Source organism: Kitasatospora sp. NPDC015121, from assembly GCF_055562955.1.
In genome coordinates this window covers 1-20521 of sequence record NZ_JBVHEH010000042.1, presented here as the reverse complement: position 1 = coordinate 20521, position 20521 = coordinate 1, and the positions used below count along the sequence as shown (strand labels likewise).

18 protein-coding genes are annotated in these 20521 nt (G+C 75.7%); 8 read left to right on the top strand and 10 right to left on the bottom strand.

Translation table 11 applies throughout. The features are described from left to right. Positions 1–8: 8 nt before the first annotated feature. The 4 genes from ACZ3J7_RS36985 to ACZ3J7_RS36970 are packed head-to-tail and all read left to right on the top strand — an operon-like array spanning position 9 to position 2143. Positions 9–854, top strand: a complete 846-nt coding sequence (locus ACZ3J7_RS36985) for a hypothetical protein (protein ID WP_465627652.1) — start codon at positions 9–11, stop codon at positions 852–854. Further along, positions 851–1117 (top strand): MoaD/ThiS family protein, encoded by a 267-nt coding sequence (locus tag ACZ3J7_RS36980; RefSeq protein ID WP_465627651.1) that lies wholly within the window; start codon positions 851–853, stop codon positions 1115–1117. The genes ACZ3J7_RS36985 and ACZ3J7_RS36980 overlap by 4 nt, the downstream gene beginning before the upstream one ends. A 16-nt stretch (positions 1118–1133) precedes the next feature. Next, positions 1134–1367, top strand: coding sequence for an acyl carrier protein (locus ACZ3J7_RS36975; protein WP_465627650.1), 234 nt, complete (start codon positions 1134–1136; stop codon positions 1365–1367). Further along, the gene (locus ACZ3J7_RS36970) at positions 1364–2143 is read left to right on the top strand and encodes an SDR family oxidoreductase (RefSeq protein WP_465627649.1); all 780 of its coding nucleotides are present in this window, start codon (positions 1364–1366) and stop codon (positions 2141–2143) included. The genes ACZ3J7_RS36975 and ACZ3J7_RS36970 overlap by 4 nt, the downstream gene beginning before the upstream one ends. Positions 2144–2281: 138 nt before the next feature. Here the strand turns inward: ACZ3J7_RS36970 and ACZ3J7_RS36965 are convergent, their stop codons facing one another. Next, the gene (locus ACZ3J7_RS36965; protein ID WP_465627648.1) at positions 2282–2725 is read right to left on the bottom strand and encodes a hypothetical protein; all 444 of its coding nucleotides are present in this window, start codon (positions 2723–2725) and stop codon (positions 2282–2284) included. Between the two features lie 177 nt (positions 2726–2902). Further along, positions 2903–3508, bottom strand: a complete 606-nt coding sequence (locus ACZ3J7_RS36960; RefSeq protein WP_465627647.1) for a TIGR03086 family metal-binding protein — start codon at positions 3506–3508, stop codon at positions 2903–2905. Between the two features lie 567 nt (positions 3509–4075). On the opposite strand from ACZ3J7_RS36960, the gene ACZ3J7_RS36955 reads away from it, so the two are divergent. Beyond that, positions 4076–5419 carry a tetratricopeptide repeat protein gene (locus ACZ3J7_RS36955; protein ID WP_465627646.1) on the top strand — a complete coding sequence of 448 codons (1344 nt, stop codon included), beginning with the start codon at positions 4076–4078 and terminating at the stop codon, positions 5417–5419. A gap of 32 nt (positions 5420–5451) precedes the next feature. Here ACZ3J7_RS36955 and ACZ3J7_RS36950 read toward each other — a convergent pair whose 3' ends face one another. Next, positions 5452–6546: a hypothetical protein gene (locus ACZ3J7_RS36950; RefSeq protein ID WP_465627645.1), complete on the bottom strand. Its 1095-nt coding sequence runs from the start codon at positions 6544–6546 to the stop codon at positions 5452–5454. A 993-nt stretch (positions 6547–7539) separates the two neighbouring features. Between ACZ3J7_RS36950 and ACZ3J7_RS36945 the strand changes: the two genes are divergently transcribed. Next, positions 7540–8076: a hypothetical protein gene (locus ACZ3J7_RS36945; RefSeq protein ID WP_465627644.1), complete on the top strand. Its 537-nt coding sequence runs from the start codon at positions 7540–7542 to the stop codon at positions 8074–8076. Between the two features lie 559 nt (positions 8077–8635). Here ACZ3J7_RS36945 and ACZ3J7_RS36940 read toward each other — a convergent pair. From ACZ3J7_RS36940 to ACZ3J7_RS36910, 7 genes are all read right to left on the bottom strand, one after another. After that, positions 8636–9439, bottom strand: a complete 804-nt coding sequence (locus ACZ3J7_RS36940) for an SDR family NAD(P)-dependent oxidoreductase (protein WP_465627643.1) — start codon at positions 9437–9439, stop codon at positions 8636–8638. Beyond that, a complete protein-coding gene (locus ACZ3J7_RS36935; RefSeq protein WP_465627642.1) occupies positions 9436–10227 on the bottom strand; it encodes an enoyl-CoA hydratase/isomerase family protein in 792 nt (263 codons plus the stop codon). The genes ACZ3J7_RS36940 and ACZ3J7_RS36935 overlap by 4 nt, the downstream gene beginning before the upstream one ends. Beyond that, positions 10224–11873 (bottom strand): CoA transferase subunit A, encoded by a 1650-nt coding sequence (locus ACZ3J7_RS36930; RefSeq protein ID WP_465627641.1) that lies wholly within the window; start codon positions 11871–11873, stop codon positions 10224–10226. Before ACZ3J7_RS36930 ends, ACZ3J7_RS36935 begins: the two co-directional genes overlap by 4 nt. Further along, entirely contained in the window at positions 11870–13135 is a 1266-nt protein-coding gene (locus tag ACZ3J7_RS36925; protein WP_465627640.1) for a beta-ketoacyl-[acyl-carrier-protein] synthase family protein, read from the bottom strand. Before ACZ3J7_RS36925 ends, ACZ3J7_RS36930 begins: the two co-directional genes overlap by 4 nt. A 152-nt stretch (positions 13136–13287) precedes the next feature. Next, positions 13288–13434 carry a hypothetical protein gene (locus ACZ3J7_RS36920; RefSeq protein ID WP_465627639.1) on the bottom strand — a complete coding sequence of 49 codons (147 nt, stop codon included), beginning with the start codon at positions 13432–13434 and terminating at the stop codon, positions 13288–13290. 704 nt (positions 13435–14138) lie between these two features. Then, positions 14139–15206, bottom strand: coding sequence for a hypothetical protein (locus ACZ3J7_RS36915; protein WP_465627638.1), 1068 nt, complete (start codon positions 15204–15206; stop codon positions 14139–14141). A gap of 30 nt (positions 15207–15236) precedes the next feature. Further along, positions 15237–16493: a hypothetical protein gene (locus ACZ3J7_RS36910; RefSeq protein ID WP_465627637.1), complete on the bottom strand. Its 1257-nt coding sequence runs from the start codon at positions 16491–16493 to the stop codon at positions 15237–15239. Between the two features lie 486 nt (positions 16494–16979). Here ACZ3J7_RS36910 and ACZ3J7_RS36905 point away from each other — a divergent pair, with 486 nt between their 5' ends. Next, on the top strand, positions 16980–17807 hold the full coding sequence (locus tag ACZ3J7_RS36905; protein ID WP_465627636.1) for an alpha/beta fold hydrolase: 828 nt from the start codon (positions 16980–16982) through the stop codon (positions 17805–17807). A gap of 319 nt (positions 17808–18126) precedes the next feature. Continuing rightward, positions 18127–20382 (top strand): catalase/peroxidase HPI, encoded by a 2256-nt coding sequence (gene katG / locus ACZ3J7_RS36900; RefSeq protein ID WP_465627635.1) that lies wholly within the window; start codon positions 18127–18129, stop codon positions 20380–20382. Positions 20383–20521: the final 139 nt, after the last annotated feature.

The window sequence follows — 20521 nt, the reverse complement described above, 5'->3', positions numbered from 1 at the left end:
AGGCCACCGTGCCCGAGGCCACCACCTACCGGATCCCCTACACCAGCGGCATGTTCACCGCCCTCCAGCTCAAGCCCCGCACCGCCGTGCACCTCGCCTTCACCGGCTGGGCCCACTGGCTGATCGAGCACGGCCTCAGCCACGCCACCCTCATCACCCGCCACCGCACCGGCTTCATCCCCGTCGGCGTCCGCGTCGACTACCTGCGGCCGTACGACTTCCTGGACGGCGACACCCTGACCGTCACCACCACCGTCACCACCTGGCAGCCCCGCCGCTTCCCCACCAGCCAGCGGACCGAGGCCCGGATCACCGCCCACGGCACCGACCTGGCGCACGTGACGCTCCAGCAGATCGGCGTGCGCATCGAGTCCGACGCCAGCCTGGCCGCCCTGCCCGGCGACCTCGACCCGGCGCTCGCCCCGCTCCTGCTCGACCCCACCCTGGCCGGCCAGCCCCCGCCCGCCTACCCGGCCCGCACCCCGCCGCCGGCCGACGGCACCCTCGTCCACGAGGGCCACCTGCACGAGTTCACCGTCCACCGCGGCATGTGCGAGATCGGCGACCAGTGGTACTTCGCATCCGTCCCCGACCTGCTCGGCGCCGCCCGCGAGTCGCTGGCCGCCACCCACCTGGAGCGCGTCCCCGCCCTGCTGCCCGCCCTCGCCCACCCGATCGCCTCGGTCGAGTACGGCCTCGCCCGCCCCTTCAACGTCCTCGACCGCGGCCGGGTCCGCACCACCGCCCGCACCCTCGACGGCCGCCTGCACGCCCACCACGAACTCCTCGACACCCACGGCCGCACCGCCGGCCGCGCCACCGAGGTCCTCCACCCCCGCCAGGAGCACCCGTGAACTTCCAGCTCTCCGGCTTCCTGCTGCGCCACGCCGCCTACCAGCGCCGGCACGGCTACGACGCCCCCGACCTCGCCGACGCCCTCGAACGCCTCATGACCGACCACCCCGGACTGCGCCCCGTCCTCACCGACGCCGAAGGACGCCTGCGCCGCACCGTCCGCTTCAGCGTCGACGGCGAACTGACCCGCACCGACCCCGCCGACGTCCCGCTCGCCGCCGACACCACCGTCGAACTGCTCACCGCCGTAGCCGGCGGCTGACCCCGAAAGGACCCCCGTGCTCGAAGAACGCCTGCGCCGGGTCTTCACCGCCGCCCTCGACCTGCGCCCCGACCAGCACCCCGAGGACAGCGCCTACCAGACCACCCCCACCTGGGACTCCCTCGGGCACATCCTGCTCGTCTCCTCCATCGAGAACGAGTTCGGCATCGAGATCCCCCTCGACGACTCCCTCGCCATGGACACCTGGGACGGGGCCCTCGCACTGGTCCGCGACCGGACCGCCGGATGACCGCCCCGCCGCTGCTGGCCGACCGCACCGTCCTGGTCACCGGCGTCCTCAACGAGTCCTCCCTGGGCTGGGCCGCCGCCCGCGCCGCCCAGCAGGCCGGCGCCCGCGTCGTCCTCACCTCGCACGCCCGCCACTCCTCCGTCCGGCGGGCCGCCGAACGGCTCGACCCGGTCCCGCCGACCGTCCCGCTCGACGCCACCGACCCCACCCAACTAGCCTCCCTCGCACAGGAGTTGTCCTGCCACACCGACCGGATCGACGGACTCGTCCACGCCATCGGCTGGGCCCCCCGCGGCCCCGACTACCCCGGCTTCGCCGCCGCGCCCTGGGCCCACGCCGGTCCCGTCCTGCACGCCTCCACCCACACCCTGCCCGCCGTCACCCACGCCGTCCTGCCGCTGATGACCGGCCCCGGCTCGATCGTCGCCCTCGACTTCGACGCCACCCGCACCTGGCCCGGCTACGACTGGATGGGCGTCGCCAAAGCCGGCCTCGAAGCCGCCGCCCGCTACCTCGCCGCCGAACTCGGCCCCCGCCGCATCCGGGTCAACCTCGTCGCCGCCGGCCCGCTGCGCACCGTCGCCGCCGCCGGCGAACCCCACTTCGCCGCCATCGCCGCCGACTTCACCGCCCGCGCCCCGCTCTCCTGGAACCCCCAGGACCCCCACCCGGTCGGCCTGGCCTGCGTCGCCCTGCTCTCCGACCTGCTGCCCGCCACCACCGGCCAGATCCTCCACGTCGACGGAGGCGCCCACGCCACCGGCACCGCCCCCTGACCCCCGCCCTCACCGTCACCGTCGCGCCCCACCAGAGCCCCTGCACCGACGGCGCCACCGACACCGCGTCGCGCCCTCCCGGAGGGAACGACTCCGTTCGTACCAGGGGCTTCAGGACGGTGTGCCCGTCCCGCTCGATCACCCGGCGGTGTCGGCCGCGCCGACCGGAGCGGCGTAGCGCGGAGTCTCCTGGCTCCAGGCGTTGTTGCCGCTGATCCAGGCCCGCATGGTGGCCAGGTAGCCGGTCGCGTTGCGGCGCGCCTCGACCACGTGCCGCAGTCCGCCCGCTTCCCGGTCGCGACGCATGACGGCCTCCGAGTAGTAGGTGAACAGGTGCGTGGTGACGTCGTGGACGGCCCGCACGGTGTCCGGCTCCTCGCCGAGCGGGCCGTCGAACCAGTCGTCGAACGGGAAGAACCGGAACATCCAGTCGCACACCAGGTGGGCCCCCTCGCCGACGGCGTCAGGATGGGGGTAGCCGGCCAGGGCACGTGGAACCGCGGGCGCGGCGCCGGTTCGGCGCAGGACCTCGTCGGGGGAGGGGGGAGCGGCGGGCTCGACGCCCGGGCGCCGGGACGGCACGGGATCTCCTGGTCGGGACAGGGAAGGGCTTTCCATCACGGGTTCCGTTCACACGAAGGCGGGAGGGCGCCGGTCGGCGGGGAACCGGCCGTCGAAGCCGATCCCGGTACCGGGCTCGCCCGCTTCCTCGGCCGGCGGGCGCGTCGTCCACGGGAGGCTCCCGGGGTGCGGGTCGATTCAGACCGCGCCGGTCCGGCGTCCGGTTCTGGCCGCCAGCTCGCGGATCGTTCCGGCGTCGGTCGCCGGATAGGGCAGCGGAGCGGAGAAGAGGCCGGTCGACGCGATGTCCCGGTACCCCCGGAACTGGGTGAGCGCGGAGGTGACGACCCGTTCGGGGAGGTCGGTGCGCGGGGGGTGCGCCTGGGCGAGGTCCCACCAGTGGACGGTGAGGTCGGCGGCGAGCTCGCGCGCGTAGCCGAGTCCGTCGCGCAGGCCGTAGGGGAGGCGCAGTTGCCGGTCGAGGGCACCGGGCCGGCCCAGCGACTTGACCGCCGCGGTCGCGGCGTGCGCCACGACCCCGCGGGGGTTCGTCCCCAGGACGTCCCCGGCGAACCTCCGGCGCGACCGCGCCACTTCCTCTCCGGCCACCGCCGCGGGCACCCACAGCAGTTCGGAGGCGATGTGCCCCACCAGGTCGCGGACGGACCACCGGCTGCAAGGAGTCGGATCGTCCCAGGAGGAAGCGGGGACGTCCTCGACGAGTTCGGTGACGGCCGTGAACAGGTCGCGGACCACCACCAGGACGGCGAGGTGCTCCCCGGGCTCGTGGAAACAGCGGGACAACGTGTGCTCCTCCCCGCGCGGGAGTGCGTCGGGTGGTGGTCGTACGTGGACGTCGGGGCTCGACGGGGTGGTAGTGGCGGCCCGGCTCGGTGCCGGTGTCCGCGGGCCGGGCGCCTCGGCTCCCCTCCGCGGATTCGTCCGGTCGGGAGCCGATCGGCACTCGCTGCGGCGAGCGATCCCGGTGTGGGTCAACAGTGGTCCGCCCGGTGGCGTGCGCTCAAGTGTGCGGGGGTGGCCGGCGCTGCACGGGGAAGCGCCGCGAGAGGGAGGATGGGCAAGTCAACTCCCTTTTCTCATAGTGCAATTGGCTTTTCCATGCGGTCCTGTCGTTCTGGGCGGCACCGATTGACGCCCGAGAATTCTTGTCGGTGCGTCCGCTGGAACGGGCCTTCGCGGGGTCGCTGTGCGTGCCGCTGGGGGGCGCGCGCGAGGGGTGCGCACTCCCACTCGCGCCCGGAGCGCGGTCGTCACGACTCCTCAAGCCCCGTCCGGCGGTGACAATGGAGTCCAGGGGACTCTCCGCCGCGGACGGAGGGGCATCGGGCGGGGGAGGCTGGACGGCACGCCATGACACACGGTCCGACGGTCAACAGCAGGCTGCGGATGCTGCTCGCTCAGGCCTCCTGCAGTGGCGCCGAACTCGCCCGTGCCGTGAACGACCTGGGGGCCGAGATCGGCCTCGACCTGAACTACCGGCGGGCGTCGGTGAGTCAGTGGGCGAACGGAACGACGCCCCGGGACCCGGTGCCCGCGCTCGTGGCCGAGGCGCTCTCGCGGCGTCTGGGTCGGCCCCTGACGCCCGCCGACGCGGGTTTCCCGCGCCAGCGGCCGCCGGAGGCGGGCGGGGCGGAACCCTCCGCGCAGCAGCCGCGGATCGTCGAGTTCCCACGTCCACCGGCGCAGGGCAGCGTCTACAGCCTGGCCGACCTCGACGACGTCCTGGGGGAGGACTTCCACCGGGCCGCCTGGTCCCCCGCGCGGCGACCGGCCCGGGTCGGCCCGGAGCACGTCACGTGCATCGCCCTGATGACCGAGCAGTTCTCCCGCGCGGACCACCGGGGCGAGTCCTCCTCCTCGCTGAGGGCCCTGACCTCCTTCTACCGCTCGGCCGTGTGCGTCTGGTTGTCGGCGCCGGCCAGCGCGGCGCTCCACGCCGCCCTGACGGCCGAGGCCGCCAAGTTCGCGTACATCGCCGGGTACCTCCAGCTCGACCAGCGGAGGCACGGCGCGGCGCAGCAGTGGTACCGCCAGGCCGCGAGGCTCGCGCAGGCCTCCGGGGACTCCAGGACGCTGGTGGTGACGCTGAGGGCGATGAGTGCGCAGGCCCTGGAGCTCGGCCACCTGGACCACGCGGTCCGCCTCGCGGAACGGGCGGTCGGCCAGTCCGGGGGGTGCGACCCGGCGACGTCGGCCCTCCTGCTGGGACAGCTGGCCCAGGTGCGGGCCGCCGCCGGGCGTCGGCCGGAGGCGCTGGGCGCGCTCCGGGACGCCGAGTCGCGCATGCGGTCGACTCCGGCCGCGCCCACCTCCGTCGGCTACTACCATCCGGCGGGTTTCGTCCACCAGCGGGCGCGGATCCGTCTCCAGCTGGGTGACACCAGGGGCGCGGTCGCCGACCTGCGGTTGTCCTCGAAGCTCAGGCCGGAGGCGGAGCGCCGCACCCGGGCCCTGGTGCTGGCCGAGCTGGGAGAACTGCTGATGGCGCAGGGGGCGTTCGACGCGGCCTGCGAGGCGTGGGAGGGGTTCGTCCGGCTCCGGGCCGGCACGCAGTCCCAGCGGCTGGCCCGCGCGGGGGAGGGCATGGTCAAGGCCCTGCTTCCGTACCGCAACCGCCGCTGGGCGGCGCGGGTGCTGGAACTCGACCGGGAGACCGCGTCGCGACCCGGCGCGTCGTCCTCGGCGCCCCGCTGACGGAGGGGCGGCGGCGGGGCGTCGGGAGCCGGTCACGCCGCCGGGCTCTTCGAGGTCGCGGCCGTGAGGTGGAGGTGCGTCTCGGTGACCACCCGGTGGTTGACCACGGCGAGCGGCCCCAGCCCGGCCAGGACCTCCTCGACCTCGGCCAACGGGAGCCCGCCGGGAGCGAACGGTTCGGCGTTGAGCACCGTGACGGTCGAGGCGTCGCGCAGTCGTTCCGGTGCCAGGTCCTTCCAGCTCCGCAGGGCGACCACGGGCCGGCCGGCCCCTGCCCGCGGGGCGGCCCCGGCCCCCAGGTCCAGGACGAGGTCACTCGCCGCCACGGCTCCCGCGGTCGCGGCGCGGTTGTCGTCCGTCCGGTAGCACCACTGGTCGGGGTGCACACCGCGCAGGCGGGGAAGGCGCGCGCGCAGGACGGCGAGGATCTCGGAGGCGCCGCGCACCGAGGTGCACGGCGCCAGGACGAACGCCGCCGCGCCGTTCGGGGGGAGCGCCATCCGCCGTGCCGTCTCCACGTCCGGCACCCGCACCCACCGGACGGTGGACCCCGGCAGCCCGGGGCCGCCCGGGGCACAGGGGAGGGACGGTTCCGGGGGGCCGACGAGCAGCACGGTGTCGCCGTCCGAGGCGAAGGCCCGCGCGGCCGATTCGACCCGGTGCAGCTTCGGACACGCCTGCTGTCCACCACGGGCGGGGCGCGGGAGCGGGCCCGGTGCCGCCCTCCTCCCCTCCCCGCAGCCGGGGGCGACGGCCGGGACGAACAGTCGGCGCGTACGCACGGCGGCCGACCAGTCGGAGACCGTCCGCCGCACCGGGCCGATCCAGCGCGCGGGAGCGGCGACGGCGAAGCCCAGGGCTTGGCCGCCCGGCGTCGTGAAGGTGGTGGCGACCAGCGTCGCCGACCCCGCCGTCCCCGCCGGGGGCGCCTGCCCCACGTCCCCGCGGTCGGCCGTCCCCAGTGCGCAGGGAACACCCGCGTTCTCCAGGTGCGCCTGGAGCAGGGGCGCGGCCGGGCAGTGCACCCGGCCCCTGTCGGGGTGCCAGAAGTCGGACAGCGTCACCACCCTGTCGTTCAGGACGAGTCCCGTCGGGAACTCGCAGGTCATCCTCGATCGCGCAACCACGGCTGTCGGTCTCCTTCTTCGGGTCGGCGTCCTCACCGAACTCGTCCGTTTTTCGTCGCGGGGCCGGGATCGGTCGGCCGGGTCGGAGCGGGCCGGGCGTTTTTCGGTCACCCGGCTCTGCCGCCGGGGCTCGTCGGTGACCGTCCGGAGCCGATTTCGTTCCCGGAAGGATGATCGCCGGTGCTCGTTCCGGTGCGCTTTGCGACCGGTGCGTTCGGCCGCTGCCCGGCTCGTGTCGACCCGTGGGGCGGGGGGATCCCGTCCTCGGCACGGGAGGGTCACGCCGCTGCTGGCAGGCGCGGGCGGCGGACGGACCGGGGGAGACGGACACCGCCCCGCGACGCCCCGGGGAACGCCCCGCGCGAGGTTGGCCGGATCGTCCCGTCCGCCCCCGGACGATCCTGCCTCCGGCCGCACCGTTCGGGGACGGTCCGCAGAACGGCCCCCGCACCGCGCACCGGGCGCACGCGGGGGCCGGGGCCGAAGGAACCGGCCGTCGGCCGACGTGCCGGCGGTCCAGGTCGGTCCTCCGCCCGTGCGCCGCCTCCCCAGCCGCCCGGTGCCACCGGAGCGGAGTTCTTGACGGCGCAGCGGATTTGACGTGCCGGTGCCCGTCCGCGGGGGACGGGACGGGAACGCGGTCCACGACAATGGACCGAAGCGGACGCGCACCGCGCCGCCGGCCCCGCCCCGGCCGGGGTGACCTCCGGCCCTTCCGCGCCGACGCCCCCGGCGACCGGTGGTCCCCGGCCGTGCGGCCTCCTCACCACGGGCCGCCACCACGCCGGCTCTCCACGCTTCGGAGGACACCCGTGCGTCGACTCGCCCCCCGCCCTGTCCGCGCCCACCACCCCCGCCGCCGGCGAGACCCCTGCTTCCCCGGGCCGGTGCCGCACCTTCACGGACTGACGCGACCAGAACGCGGGAGGGCCCCGCCACCCCGCCCGCGGACCACGAACCCACCCGCCCCGCACGCTCCCACCGGAGGACCGCATGACCGCCCGCACCGTCACCCGCCTCGCCCTGCCGGCCGCCGCCCTGGTCGCGGCCGCCCTGCTCGTGCCCGCCGCACCCGCGCACGCCGAGACCGTCCAGGTCGTCTGCGGCGGCAACCAGACCACCACCTACAGCCCCGGCCTGACCAACACCCCGCAGACCGTGCAGCGCGCCGGCACCAACAACCACACCCCCTGCGTCTCCACCCAGCCCCCGTACGCGCTCTCCGGCTCCACCAGCTTCACCTCCACCACCACGCTCTCCTGCCTCAGCCTCACCGCCGCCAACACCGGCACCGACGTCATCGCCTGGTCCACCGGCCGCACCAGCACCTTCACCTACGACCGCACCGTCACCATCGCTCAGGGCCAGACCGTCGTCACCCTCACCGGCACCATCACCGCCGGCGACTTCACCGGCGCCACCGCCGTCGAGACCATCACCAGCGTCAACCTCGACCTCACCGCCTGCGCCACCCCCCAGGGCATCACCTCCACCTACGGCGTCTCCGAACTGACCATCACCGGCCCGTGACCACCGGGACCACCCGCCCGGACCCGGACGACGACAACCCGGGTTCCGGGGACCCACCGTCCGGGGGCGCGGTCGTCAGGCTCCGGCCGGTCGCCCGGGCTCCGGGACGTCGCCGGTGAGATCCACTTCGACGCCGAGCTCAGCCGGGCCGAAGTCCGGGCCGTCCGGCGGGTGTTACGGTGGCCCGCTCCCGGATCTCGTGCACACGCCGTGCGCCGGAAGCCTGCGTCACGCCGCGCCGCTCCTGGAGGAAGGCGCACGGCAGGTCGTCCCGGTCGACCCGTCCGAGGCGAGCCTCTCCCGGGGGCTCGACCGTAACGTCCCCGGCGATCTGCGCGGCCGGGTCGTCGCGTACCGGGGTGACGTGCGCGAGGCCCGGCGGGCCACCGGCAGTTCCTCGACGCGCTCGCCCGGTCCCTGTCACCCGAGGGGGTGCTGGTGTCCGACTACGTCTCCGACCGCCACCTGTCGGCCGCTTGGGGCCTCGGGCGCGGCCCTCCTGCGGATCCGGTGCGACATCATGGACCGCCGGCACGGGGGAGTCACCTCGTGCCGAAGGTCACGTACGCTCCGGGCCGGGCCGCGCGCCTCCTCGTCCCGGCGCGGCGGCCCGGGCCGGCGGTTCCGGCGGCGACGGGTGGAGGTACGGGAGGGCGGGACGCCCCGGGACGGTCGTCCACACGGTGTGCGGGGCATCGGTCGTGAGCACGGCCAGCGCGTCGGCGGCGACGTCCTCGGGACGGTGGACCGGAACGCCGCGGGCGTGGAGCCCGTCGACGAAGTCGGCGATGAGCGGGGTGTCGGTGAACCAGGTGCAGAGCACCCGCACCCGGACTCCCTCGCGGCGCGCCGTGGGGGCGGCGGCGCGCAGCAGGCCGACGGCCGCGGACTTGGCCGCGCAGTAGAGCGGGTAGCGCGGGTAGCCGGTGAGGGCGGCGAGCGAGGAGATGCCGAGGAAGGTGCCGCCCGTGGCGCCGAGGGCGGGGAGGGCGGCGGTGAGGGTCCGGGCCATGGTGCCCAGGTTGTCCGCCAGGACCCGGTCGTACTCGCCGGGAACGGGGTCGGCGAGGTCGGTGGTGCGGCCGCGGCTCCCGGCGGCCGCCACCACGGCGTCCAGTCGGCCGAACTCGGCGACCGCCGTGCGGACGGCCCGCTCCGCGACCCCGGGAGCGCTCAGGTCGCCGGTGAGCCAGGGCGCGTCGAGCGGGGCGGCGCGCTCCGCCGTCCGCCGGTGGTCGCGGCCGCAGAGCAGGACGCGGGCCCCGTGGGCGGCCAGGCGGGCGGCGATCGCGCCGCCGATGCCGCCGCTCGCCCCGGTGACGAGGACGGCGTGCGGGCGGGTCGCGGGGGCGGGGGTGTTCACGGGGCGTCCTCCGGGGTCTCCAGCGGGTCCGGGTGCCGGTCGGCGGCCGCGTGCGCGTGGTGGTGGGCCCGGTCTTGGAACAGCAGGGCGGTGTCGGTGGGGGCGTGCCAGACGCGTTCGCGCAGGGCTTTGAACGCGGCGACGCAGTGGGTGGGCGCGGTGGCCAGTTCGGTGGCGAACTCCATTGCGGTGGAGGCGAGTTCGCCGTCCGGGACGATCAGGTCGAGCAGGCCGGCGACGGCGGCCTCCCGGGCGTCCAGCGGGCGGCCGGAGAGGTACAGGGCGGTCGCCCGGGAGGGACCGACGGCGCGCGCCAGCAGGGCGGCGTCGCCGACGTGGCCCTGGCGCAGGGCGGGAGTGGCGAAGGTCGCCCCGGCGGCGGCGATCCGGAAGTCCGCCGCGCAGACCAGGGAGAGTCCGGCGCCGACCGCGGGTCCGTTGACCGCGACGACGACCGGGACGGGCAGTTCCAGCATCCGGCGGCACAGCGAGAGGTACAGGTGCTCGTGGGTGCGGGGGTCGTTGGGCGTGCCGCTGTAGTCGCCCGCCCGCCACGGCCCGGCGGCGGCGCGGTCGTCGCCGGAGCAGAAGGCCGTGCCCGCACCGGTGAGCAGCACGCAGCGCACACCGCGCGGACCGGGCGCGGGGTCCAGCTCGGCCAGGAGCGCGGCGGCGAGGTGCGCGTCGAGCGCGTTGCGGCGGTGCGGCCGGTGCAGGGTCAGGACCAGGACGGCGCCCTCGCGCCGCACCAGCAGGCTTTCCCGCCCGTCGGCGGTCGGGGCGCTCACCGGTAGACCCCGTACGGGTCGAGGGCGCGCAGCGCGGACAGTTCGGCCGGGGTGGGCGCGGGTTCGGGCCGGGGGGCGACGGGGGTGCCGGGCCACCGGGTGGTGCGGGCGACGTGCGCGGCGGGATCGGTGTCGGGGGCGTCGGCGGGCGGCAGCCAGCGGGTGAGGGTGAACGGGCCGTCGGGCGCGAGCCGTTCGAAGCGGCCGTACTGGGTGGCGCAGGCGACGATCCGGTCGCCGGTACTGGTGCGGTGGCGGACCTGCGGGACGTAGCGGTGCGGGGCCGCGGGGGCGAGCACGACGCAGTCGGCGCCGCCGGCGATGGACGGGGCGCCGCCGGGGCCGGTGAGCCAGCGGCCGTCCGGCAGCAGGCAGGTGTTGAGGGCGCCGGTGGGGTCGATCTCGGCGGCGGACAGCACCCCGAGGCAGTCGCCCCGGCCCGCGGCGGCCACTCCGCCGAGGATCTCGGCCGTGCTGCCGGCCACCACGGGCAGCCGCAGGTGCGGGCGGGCGAACAGGAAGACCTCGCCGTCGCGCGGCCGCATGTCGTAGAAGCCGAGTTCGGCGCAGACCCGGACCTCGACGCCGCGTGCGGCCAGCAGCAGCCGGGCCAGCCAGGCCGCCAGGTGGGAGTGGCCGATCCCCGCGAGCAGGGTCCGGGTGCCCCGGGCGGCGGCGAGCTCCGCGACGGTGCGGGCGCCGATCACGGTCATCGTCTCGCGGGGCGTGGCGTCCCCGGGCTGCCGGGAGGGGGCGGGGCGGGGCGGGACGGGGCGGGCGTCGAGGCGCCGGAGGTACGCGCGGTGGTCGGCGACCCCGGTGATCCACTCGCGCAGCCACCCCCCTGCGTCGCCGGCCCGGCAGCGGTCGGTGATCTCCGCGAGGGAGCGGTAGTCGTCGTCGTAGCCGCTCACCCCGGCCAGCGGCGGCGTGGGCAGCGCCTGGGGATGGGCGCCGCGCTCGGCGGGGCACAGGGCGCGGACGAGGTGGCCGGGGACGGTGGCGAGGCCGGACGCCTCCGGCGGGAGCCGGTCGACGATCCGCTCGGCGCTGGCCAGCACTCCGCCCCGCGCGGCGTACGCGGACCACGGGCCCTCGCCGCTCGGGGTGCCGAGGACGAGGTTGCCGCGCCGGTCGGCGACCACGGCGTGGACGAGGGTCAGGTCGGGGTGCAGGGGAGGCAGCAGGTCGGCCTCGCCGTCGGGGAGCCGGACGGGTGTCAGGGAGGGGGCCAGCTCCAGGCGGAGGGTGGTCCCGACCAGGTCGCGGGTGACGGCGGCGGGGCAGCCGGTGCCGGCCGCGTGCAGGCGCTGCAGGAGCGTCCGCAGCGGCCAGATCTCGACGGTGCAGGGATCGCCCGCGGCCAGTCGGGCGTACAGCGGGTTGGCCCGCGGCAGCGGGTAGGTGTCGCCCACGAAGCCGGTGATCAGGTGCCGGACGGCGCCCGAGAGGACGAGGGCGTGCGCGCTGGAGTGGACGGCCGCGACGCTGACCGTGAGGTCGCGCCGGTGGCGGCGGGTCCGGGCCAGCGCGTGGAGCAGGGCGTTGGGGCGGGCGGGCGTGGCCGCGAGGTGCAGGTGCGCCCCGGGACGCACCTCGGCCGCCACCATCGTGTCGGGGTCGGGGAAGACCCGGGGCGCGCTCACGCGGGCGCTCCGAGCAGGAGCGCCGAGGTCTGGCCGCCCAGCGCGAAGGAGAGCGACAGGACGTGGCCGACCGGGGTGCTGCGCGGTCCTTCCGCGACATGGTCCAGGGCGCACTCGGGGTCGACGGTGCCGTGGATGACCGTGCGGGCGAGTTCCTGGTGGTGGATCATCAGCGCACCGGCGGCGGCGTTGACGACGCCCGAGGCGCCGAGGGTGTGGCCGACCACCGCCTTGTTGCCGCCGATCGGCGGCCAGGCCCGCACCGGCCGGTCGGCGCAGAGCAGGCGCAGCGCCCGGCACTCGGCCAGGTCGTTGAGCACGGTGCCCGAGGCGTGCCCGCAGACGTACGACAGGTCGGCCGCGCCCCGGCGGCAGTCCGCGAGCAGCCTGGCCATCAGGCCGGCGGCGCTGCTCCCGGTCGGGTCCATCCGGGTGGGGTGGCCCGCCTCGTTCTCCGAGCGCTGCCCCAGCACCTCCGCGTACCCGCGGGCCGGGCGCCGGTCGGCGTCGGCCTTCCGCTCCAGGACGAGGGCGACCGCGCCCTCCCCCAGCACGAACCCGTCCCGGTCGTCGGCGTACGGGCGGCAGGCGCTGGCCGGGTCCTCCTTCCGTCGGCTGAGCACGCCCAGCGCGTTGTAGCTGCGCAGCAGCGCGGGGACGACCGGGAACTCGTGGCCGACGACGATCACGGCGTCGGCGGCGGCCGTCCGCAGCCGGTCGAGCGCCAGCCCGAGGGCCTGGTGTCCGCCCACGCACGCGGCGCTCAGCGTGGTCACCTGGCCGTGCACCCTCCCGTACCCGGCGTAGAGCGCTGCCGGCGTGCCGGCCAGGCTCCACAGGGCCGCGCCCCTGGACACCGGGCGGTCGGAACCGGGGAGGAACGGGCTGCCGGGACCGAACCACCAGGCGAGGGGGCCCCGGGAGGAGGAGGCCACGATGTCGACGCGGCGCGGGTCGACGGTACCCTCCTCCAACCCGGCGTCTGTACGGGCCTGTTCGATGGCCGCCATGGTGACCAGGGTCTCGTCCGAGTAGGACGGCGCCCGGTGCGGGTCGAGGCGCGGGAGGCGGCCGACCAGGCGGTGGTCCGCGACGAGGGCGGCCATCGCGTTGTCGATGCCGTGGAACCGTTCGTCACCGGTCACGCTGCGGGCCGCGGACAGGCCCGCCCGCAGCCGCCGCCACAGCTGCCCGGAGCCCGACGCCCCGGCGAGTTCGGCGCCGATGCCGGTGATCAGCACCGGTGCGTGCACTGCTTCCATGTGTGCTGCCTCGTGGTCGTGGGGCCGTGGTGGGCCCCAGCCGGAAACGCGCCACCACCTGGCCCGTTCGTTCGTGGGGGCCGTCGCCGACGTACGGCGCCCGGGTCCTCCCGGCCCGCGGTGCCGTGCGCGTCCGACCGGTCACGGGCCGGTCATGTCCGGTTCGGAGGAGCCGTGGGCGGAGGTGACGCCCTGGGGGTGGCGCAGGCGGTGAGGTCGAGGGTGCCGGTGGTGACGGTCTCCACGGCGTCGGCACCGGCGAAGTCGCCGGTGGTGATGGTGCCGGTGGGGGTGACCACGGTCTGGCCCCGGACGTTGCTGACGGTGCGGTCGTAGGTGCAGGTGTTGACGCCGGAGAACGCACACGGGGGCTGGGCTGGGTGGAGACGCGGGGGTGTGGATGTGGGTGCCCGAGCGCTGGACGGTCTGCGGGGTGCGGGTCAGGCCGGGGCCGTAGGCGGTGGTCTGGTCACCGCCGCAGACGACCCGGACGGTCTCGCGTGCGCCGGCGCCACGGGGACGAGCAGGGCGGCGGCCGGCGTGGCGGCGACCGTCAGGGCGAGTCGGGGGCGGCGCGGGTGGTCATGCGTTCCTCCGGAGGGAAGAGGGCGGGCGGTGCGGAACGCTCCGTCCGCCGATGGGGGCCGGGTTGACGGGCCGTGGGGAGCCGCACCCGTGCGATTGAGGGGGCAAGGAGACGGGGCGCCCGCGATGCGGGTGCGTGCGCCTGCGGCCCGGAGCGGGGCGGGTACCCGTGAAGCCTGCGCCGCCCGGCTCGGAGTGTCCACGCGCCCTCACTCCCCGGGGTGAGGGCGCCGCGCTTTGCCGTTCCGTCCTCCTCCCGCTCGGGGCGGGCCCCGACCCGCTCGCTGCCAGGGGCTTTTCCGGAGCAGGGGCCGGAGAGCGGGAGGGGAGGGGCCTGCTCCTCGCCGCCGATCCTTGACGCGGAGGCCGCGGGTCTCCCCACCGTTCCACTTGCGTACGGCGCGGTTCGGGCGGGTGCTCACCGCTCCCGGGGGACCCCGGCGAGGACATTCGTGCGGACGTCGCTGAGGAAGCGCTGCTGGACGACACTGGCCGGTCCCAGGCCCGACAGGACCTCGATCAGGTCGGTGACCTGCGGACCCGTGGCGTCCCGCCGCGGTACCGGTGGTCCGATGAGGGAGATTGTGGCGGCCCCGGCGATGTCCGCGGGCCGCAGATCACCGAAGCCGTCCACGGCGACCACGCGGCCCGCCCGCCGGACGCCGGTCGGTGCGCCCTCGACGGACAGCGCGAGGTCGCTGTGGCGCACGGCGGCCTCGACGGCGTGGCGGTTGTCCGTGCTCCGGTAGCACCACTGGTCGGGATGCTGCCCGCGCAGCAGGGGGAAGCGGTCCCGCAGGACCGCCAGAACGGACGCCACGGCCAGGGTGTCGGCGCAGGGCGCGACCGCGAAGGCGACGTTGCGCGGGTCCTCGACGGAGACCTTCGCGGCCTCGTCCTCGTCGCGCACCGGTACGACGCCCTCCGGGACCCCTGCCGCCGGGTCGTCCGGCCGGGAGGGCGACACGCCGACCAGCAGGACCGTCTGGCGCTCACGCCGGTAGCGGAGCACCGCTTCGCGGGCCCGGGCCGGTGCCCGGCACTCCGCCCCGCCCGGGGGCGAGCCGGCCCGGGAGCGCCCGGTCCCGGGGAGGGCGGTGGGGGACTCCTCGCACCGGTCGGTGAGGAGGGGAACGAGCAGGCGCCGGGTGCGTACGCACGCCGTCCACACGGAGACGGCCGCGGCGGCCCTGTCCGCGAGCAGCAAGGGGGCCAGGACGGCGATTCCCACCGCCCGGCCGTCGAGGTCGAGGTAGGTCGTGGCGGTCAGTCGCCCCTCGCTCGCACCGGCGGGACCCGTGCCCCCCGGCGCGCCCGTCAGCGGACCGACGGTGTTCGGCATTCCCCGGGCGTCCAGCCACGCGGAGACCAGCGGGGCCGCCGGGCACTCCACTCTGCCCCGGCCGGGGTGGTCGAAGGACGACGCCACCCGCAGGCCGTCGTGGGCCGTGGCGCGGAAGGCTTCTGTGCGTCGCGATCGGTGCATGGTTCTCCCTCTCCTGGTGGAGGCCGGTGGCTACACGTCGGGGGTGAGCAGGTGGGACACGAAACGGTCCTTGCGACGGGGGGCCAGAGCGGTGCGCATGGTCCGGTAGGCGTCGTCGACGCGGCGCGAGCCGATGGTGCGGCGCAGTTCCAGGAACCGCTCCCAGGCCGCGCACGCCGCGTCGAGCCGCCCCGCGGCCAGGTTGAGCTCTCCGGTGCGGGCCAGCACCAGTGCCTGCCCGCGCCGCTCGTTCTCGGGCCGCAGCCGTGTCGCGAGCCGCAGGTCCTCCAGAGCGCCCCGGACGTCGCCCAGGTACTGGCGGACCTCGGCCCGCTGGTAGGCGAGGGCGGCCTGGTGGTAGGCGCCGAGCGCGGGCGGCGGGCCCGCGCAGCCCTCCAGGTGCCGCTCGGCGGCGCGGATCGCCCGCAGCCCCGCCGGGCCGTCGCCGTTCGCGGCCAGCGCCAGCGCCAGCTGCCCTCCGACGTGGGCGCGCAGGCGCTCCTCCCCGTGGTCGCAGAGACGCGCGGCCTCCCGGGCGAGGACCAGCGCCTGGCGGTGGTGTCCGAGGGCGTGGGCCTGGACGCTGAGGGCGCGCATGGACACGGCCGCGGCGGCCGGGTCACCGCTCTCCCGGGCCAGGCGCACCGCCCACTCGTACCAGCGCTGCGCCTGTCCGTGACGGCCCTGGTCCAGGTGGAGGAACCCGCCCAGTCCCACCAGGTGGGAGCAGGCCGACAGCAGGGACCGGCGCACCGAAGGAGTCGAAGCCCGGTGCAGCATCGGCAGGGCGACGACGGTGGTGAAACCCGTCAGGGACGGCAGGGCGCTGCTGGAACCGTTGAAGTGGTCGCTGCGGGACAGGTGGGCGGTGAGCTCGCGGATGCACCCGACTTCGGCCCGGCCGGCCCGCGGAGCGGACCCCTCGCGCGGCCGCGGAACGCCCGCCGGCCGGGAACGGTCCGACAGGGCTCCTCCGTCCCCGGCCAGGACGTAGACGGCGTCCTGGCGCAGCAGGACGGAGAGGGCGGCACCGGGTGCATCGCCGTCGGCCGCCTCGCGGCCGGCACCCTCGTCCGCCAGGCCGGCGTCCTGCGGCGTCACGGTCCTCCCCAGCCTGCGGGAGAGCACCTCGGCGATGAACGCGGGCGCGGGACGCCTGGGCCTCACCCCGTGGAGCCACTGGCTGACCGAAGCCCGCTGGTAGTGCAGGCGGACCCCGTTCTCCGCCGCCACCGCATTGAGTTCGCTGGCAAACTGCTCTCCGTTCAGCCCTGTCTCGTCGATCAACCGTCTCAGCTGAGGGTTGCTCCGCCGATGCGTCTGCACGCCGTCCTCCCGAAAAGACCGGGATCGGTGTCTCCCACCGCCCGGCTCCGATGCGGTGACCCTCGTGCTGTTCGGTGCGCGGTCCCGACCGGTTGCGGGCGCGCGGGGTGACGGCCGAGCCGAGGTCGCGCGCCGGGGTGCGCGAAACGCGGTGCGCACGCCCCCGAGCCCGGCGGGGCCCCGCCGGGCCCGTGACCCGCGCGAGGAGGCCCGGGCGCGAGGGTAGCCGCTCCGGTCCGGGGGTCACCTGCTCGGTCCAGCGGCACGGTGTGTCGGATGCGGAGCGCGGTGACCCTGCTGTTGGCTGGTGCCCGCACCGGGCGCCGTCCCGCCCCCGTGCCGCACGGGCGCCGGTGAGGCTGTCGGTTGCCCCGTACGGCAGCCGGTGCGTTCCTCGGGCCGGCGGAGCGTCCGGCTTGTCCCCTGAAGCAGCGTCTGGAGTCACTCATGCCCTACTGCACCACCCGTGACGGTGTGGAGATCTTCTACAAGGACTGGGGGAGCGGCCGCCCGGTCGTCTTCATCCACGGCTGGCCGCTGAACGGCGACGCCTGGCAGGACCAGCTGAAGGCCGTCGCCGACGCGGGCTTCCGCGGCATCGCCCACGACCGGCGCGGCCACGGCCGCTCCACCCCGGTCTGGGACGGCTACGACTTCGACACCTTCGCCGACGACCTGAACGACCTGCTCACCAGCCTCGACCTGCGCGACGTCACGCTCGTCGCGCACTCGATGGGCGGCGGCGAACTGGCCCGCTACATCGGCAGGCACGGCACCGGGCGGATCAAGTCCGCGGTGCTGCTCTCCGCGATCCCGCCGCTGATGCTGCAGGGCCCGGACAACCCCGAGGGCGTCCCGCAGTCCGTCTTCGACGGCATCAAGGCGGGCATCCTCAAGGAGCGCTCGCAGTTCTGGAAGGACACCGCGGTCGGGTTCTTCTCCGCGAACCGCCCCGGCAACAAGGTCACCGAGGGCAACAAGGACGCCTTCTGGTACATGGCGATGGCCGAGACCATCGAGGGCGGCGTCGCCTGCGTGGACGCCTTCGCGCACACCGACTTCCACGAGGACCTGAAGAAGTTCGACGTCCCGCTGCTGGTCGTCCACGGCGACGACGACCAGGTCGTCCCGATCGACGCCACCGGCCGCAAGACCGCCGCCCTCGTCCCCGGCGCGCAGCTCAAGGTCTACGAGGGCGGCTCGCACGGCATCGCGCTGGTGCCCGGCGACAAGGAGAAGTTCAACCAGGACCTGATCGAGTTCCTCAAGTCCTGACCCCCCGGGCCCCGCCCCGCCGGGCGTGCCCGCCCCGCTCCTCCCGCCGCCGTGCTTCCGGGCCGGGGTGCGGGGCAGGTCGACCGGCGGGAGGCCCTTCCCGGTCGGCACGTTCGCCGTCAGCGTCCTCGCCTGCCTGCTGCTGGGCGTCGCCCTGGAGACGCGGCACGTTGCGGGCGCGGGTGCAGGCCCCGGTCGCGGTCGGCGCGTGCGGTGCGCTGTCGACCTGGCCGACCCCCGCGGTCGCGGGCGCCCCCGTGTCCCGTCCGGCGCCCGCCCGTCCGGCTCCTTCGACCACCTCACCAGGAAGGCCCCTCCCGTGCCCGACAACGACGACGTGCAACAGGTCACCAACGCGTTCCCCGAGAACACGAACCCGGCCGCCGAGGGCTGTCCCGTGAAGGACAGCGCCGCTGACCCGATGAAGGGCGACGGCATCCACCAGTGGTGGCCCGAGCGGCTGAACCTCGACGTGCTGCGCCGCCACGCCGCGACCCGCGGCCCCCACGGGGACGGTTTCGACTACGCCGCCGCGTTCGGCGCGCTCGACCTGGCGGCGGTCAAGCGCGACATCGAGCAGGTGCTGACGACCTCGCAGGACTGGTGGCCCGCCGACTTCGGCCACTACGGCCCGTTCGTCATCCGGATGGCCTGGCACCTGTCGGGCACCTACCGGGTCACCGACGGCCGGGGCGGCAACGGGGCCGGGCTGCAGCGCTTCGCGCCCGTCAACTCCTGGCCCGACAACGTCAACCTGGACAAGGCCCGGCGCCTGCTGTGGCCGGTGAAGCAGAAGTACGGCAGGGCGCTGTCCTGGGCGGACCTGATGGTGCTGTCCGGCAACGTGGCGCTGGAGTCGATGGGCTTCGCCACCTTCGGCTTCGGCGGCGGGCGCGAGGAGGTCTGGGGCCCGGACGAGGCGGTCTACTGGGGCCCGGAGACGGTCTGGCTGACCGACGAGCGGCACAAGGACGACGGCGAGCTCCTGGCGCCGCTGGCCGCCGACACCATGGGCCTGATCTACGTCAACCCCGAAGGCCCGCGCGGCAACCCGGACCCGATGGCGTCCGCCACCGACATCCGCGAGACCTTCGCCCGGATGGCGATGAACGACGAGGAGACCGTGGCGCTGTGCGCGGGCGGCCACACCTTCGGCAAGACCCACGGCGCCGCCGGCTCCGAGCACCTCGGCCCCGAGCCGGAGGCCGCGCCGCTCGAACAGCAGGGCCTGGGCTGGAAGAGCGACTTCGGCACCGGCCACGGCAACGACACCATCACCTCCGGCCTGGAGGTGATCTGGACCGACACCCCCACCCGCTGGGACAACCGCTACTTCGAGATCCTGCTGGGCTACGAGTGGGAGCCGACCACCAGCCCCGGTGGCGCCCACCAGTGGCGGCCCAAGGGCGACGCGGGCAAGGACACCGTCCCCGACCCGCACGACCCCGCCAGGCGCCGCACCCCCGCCATGCTCACCACCGACGTCGCCATGCGGGTCGACCCCGACTACGCCCGGATCTGCCGGCGCTTCCTGGAGCACCCCGAGGAGTTCGCCGACGCCTTCGCCCGCGCCTGGTACAAGCTCACCCACCGCGACATGGGCCCGGTCACCCGCTACCTGGGCCCCGAGGTCGCCGCCGAGCAGCTCCTCTGGCAGGACCCGCTGCCCGAGCCCACCGAGGCCCCGCTCGACGGCGACGCCGTCGAACAGCTCAAGTCGCGCGTGCTGGCCGCCGGGATCCCGCTGGCCGACCTGGTGTGGCTCGCCTGGTCCTCCGCGTCCACCTACCGGCGCAGCGACAAGCGCGGCGGCGCGAACGGCGCCCGGATCCGGTTGGAGCCGCAGAACGGCTGGGCCGTCAACGAGCCCTACCGGCTCTCCGCCCTCCTGGGCCAACTGGAGGGCATCCGCGAGGCGTTCGGCTCCTCCCGCCCCGCCGGGCACGGTGTCTCGCTGGCCGATCTGATCGTGCTCGCGGGCACCGCCGCGGTGGAGAAGGCCGCCGCCGACGCCGGGCACGAGGTCCGGGTGCCCTTCACGCCCGGCCGGGTCGACGCGACGCAGGAGCACACCGACGTGGAGGGGTTCTCCTACCTGGAGCCGTCCGCCGACGGCTTCCGCAACCACCTCGGCAAGGACGACACCCTGCCCGCCGAGTACCGCCTCGTCGACCGGGCCGACCTGCTCGGGCTCAGCCCCCAGGAGCTGACCGTCCTGGTCGGCGGCCTGCGCACGCTCGGCGCGACCTACCAGAACGCCCCGCTGGGCGTGCTCACCCGCACCCCCGGCGTGCTGACCAACGACTGGTTCGTCAACCTCCTCGACCAGGGCACCACCTGGACCCCCGCCGCCCACGACCCGGCGCTCTTCGAGGGCCGCGACGCCACCGGGACGGTCCGCTGGACCGCCAGCCGCACCGACCTGGTCTTCGGCTCCCACGCCGAACTGCGCGCCCTCGCCGAGGTCTACGCCAGCGCCGACGGGGCCGGGCAGTTCGTCGCCGACTTCGCCGCCGCCTGGGCCAAGGTCATGGACCTCGACCGCTTCGACCTCCCCGCACACCGCAGCGCCTGAGCGGCGGCACGATCCCGGCGTGGGGGGGGGGCCCCCCCCCCCCCCGCCCCCCCCCCCCCCCCCCCCCCCCCCCCCCCCCCCCCGCCCCCGCCCCCCCCCCCCCCCCCCCCCCCCCCCCCCCCCCCCCCCCCCCCCCCCC

What these genes read in the sequence shown, in the direction of transcription:
- ACZ3J7_RS36925 (WP_465627640.1), bottom strand. Translation starts at nt 13,135, where the DNA reads ATGGAAGCAGTGCACGCACCGGTGCTGATCACCGGCATCGGCGCCGAA.
- ACZ3J7_RS36905 (WP_465627636.1), top strand. Translation starts at nt 16,980, where the DNA reads ATGCCCTACTGCACCACCCGTGACGGTGTGGAGATCTTCTACAAGGAC.
- ACZ3J7_RS36955 (WP_465627646.1), top strand. Translation starts at nt 4,076, where the DNA reads ATGACACACGGTCCGACGGTCAACAGCAGGCTGCGGATGCTGCTCGCT.
- ACZ3J7_RS36915 (WP_465627638.1), bottom strand. Translation starts at nt 15,206, where the DNA reads ATGCACCGATCGCGACGCACAGAAGCCTTCCGCGCCACGGCCCACGAC.
- ACZ3J7_RS36945 (WP_465627644.1), top strand. Translation starts at nt 7,540, where the DNA reads ATGACCGCCCGCACCGTCACCCGCCTCGCCCTGCCGGCCGCCGCCCTG.
- ACZ3J7_RS36970 (WP_465627649.1), top strand. Translation starts at nt 1,364, where the DNA reads ATGACCGCCCCGCCGCTGCTGGCCGACCGCACCGTCCTGGTCACCGGC.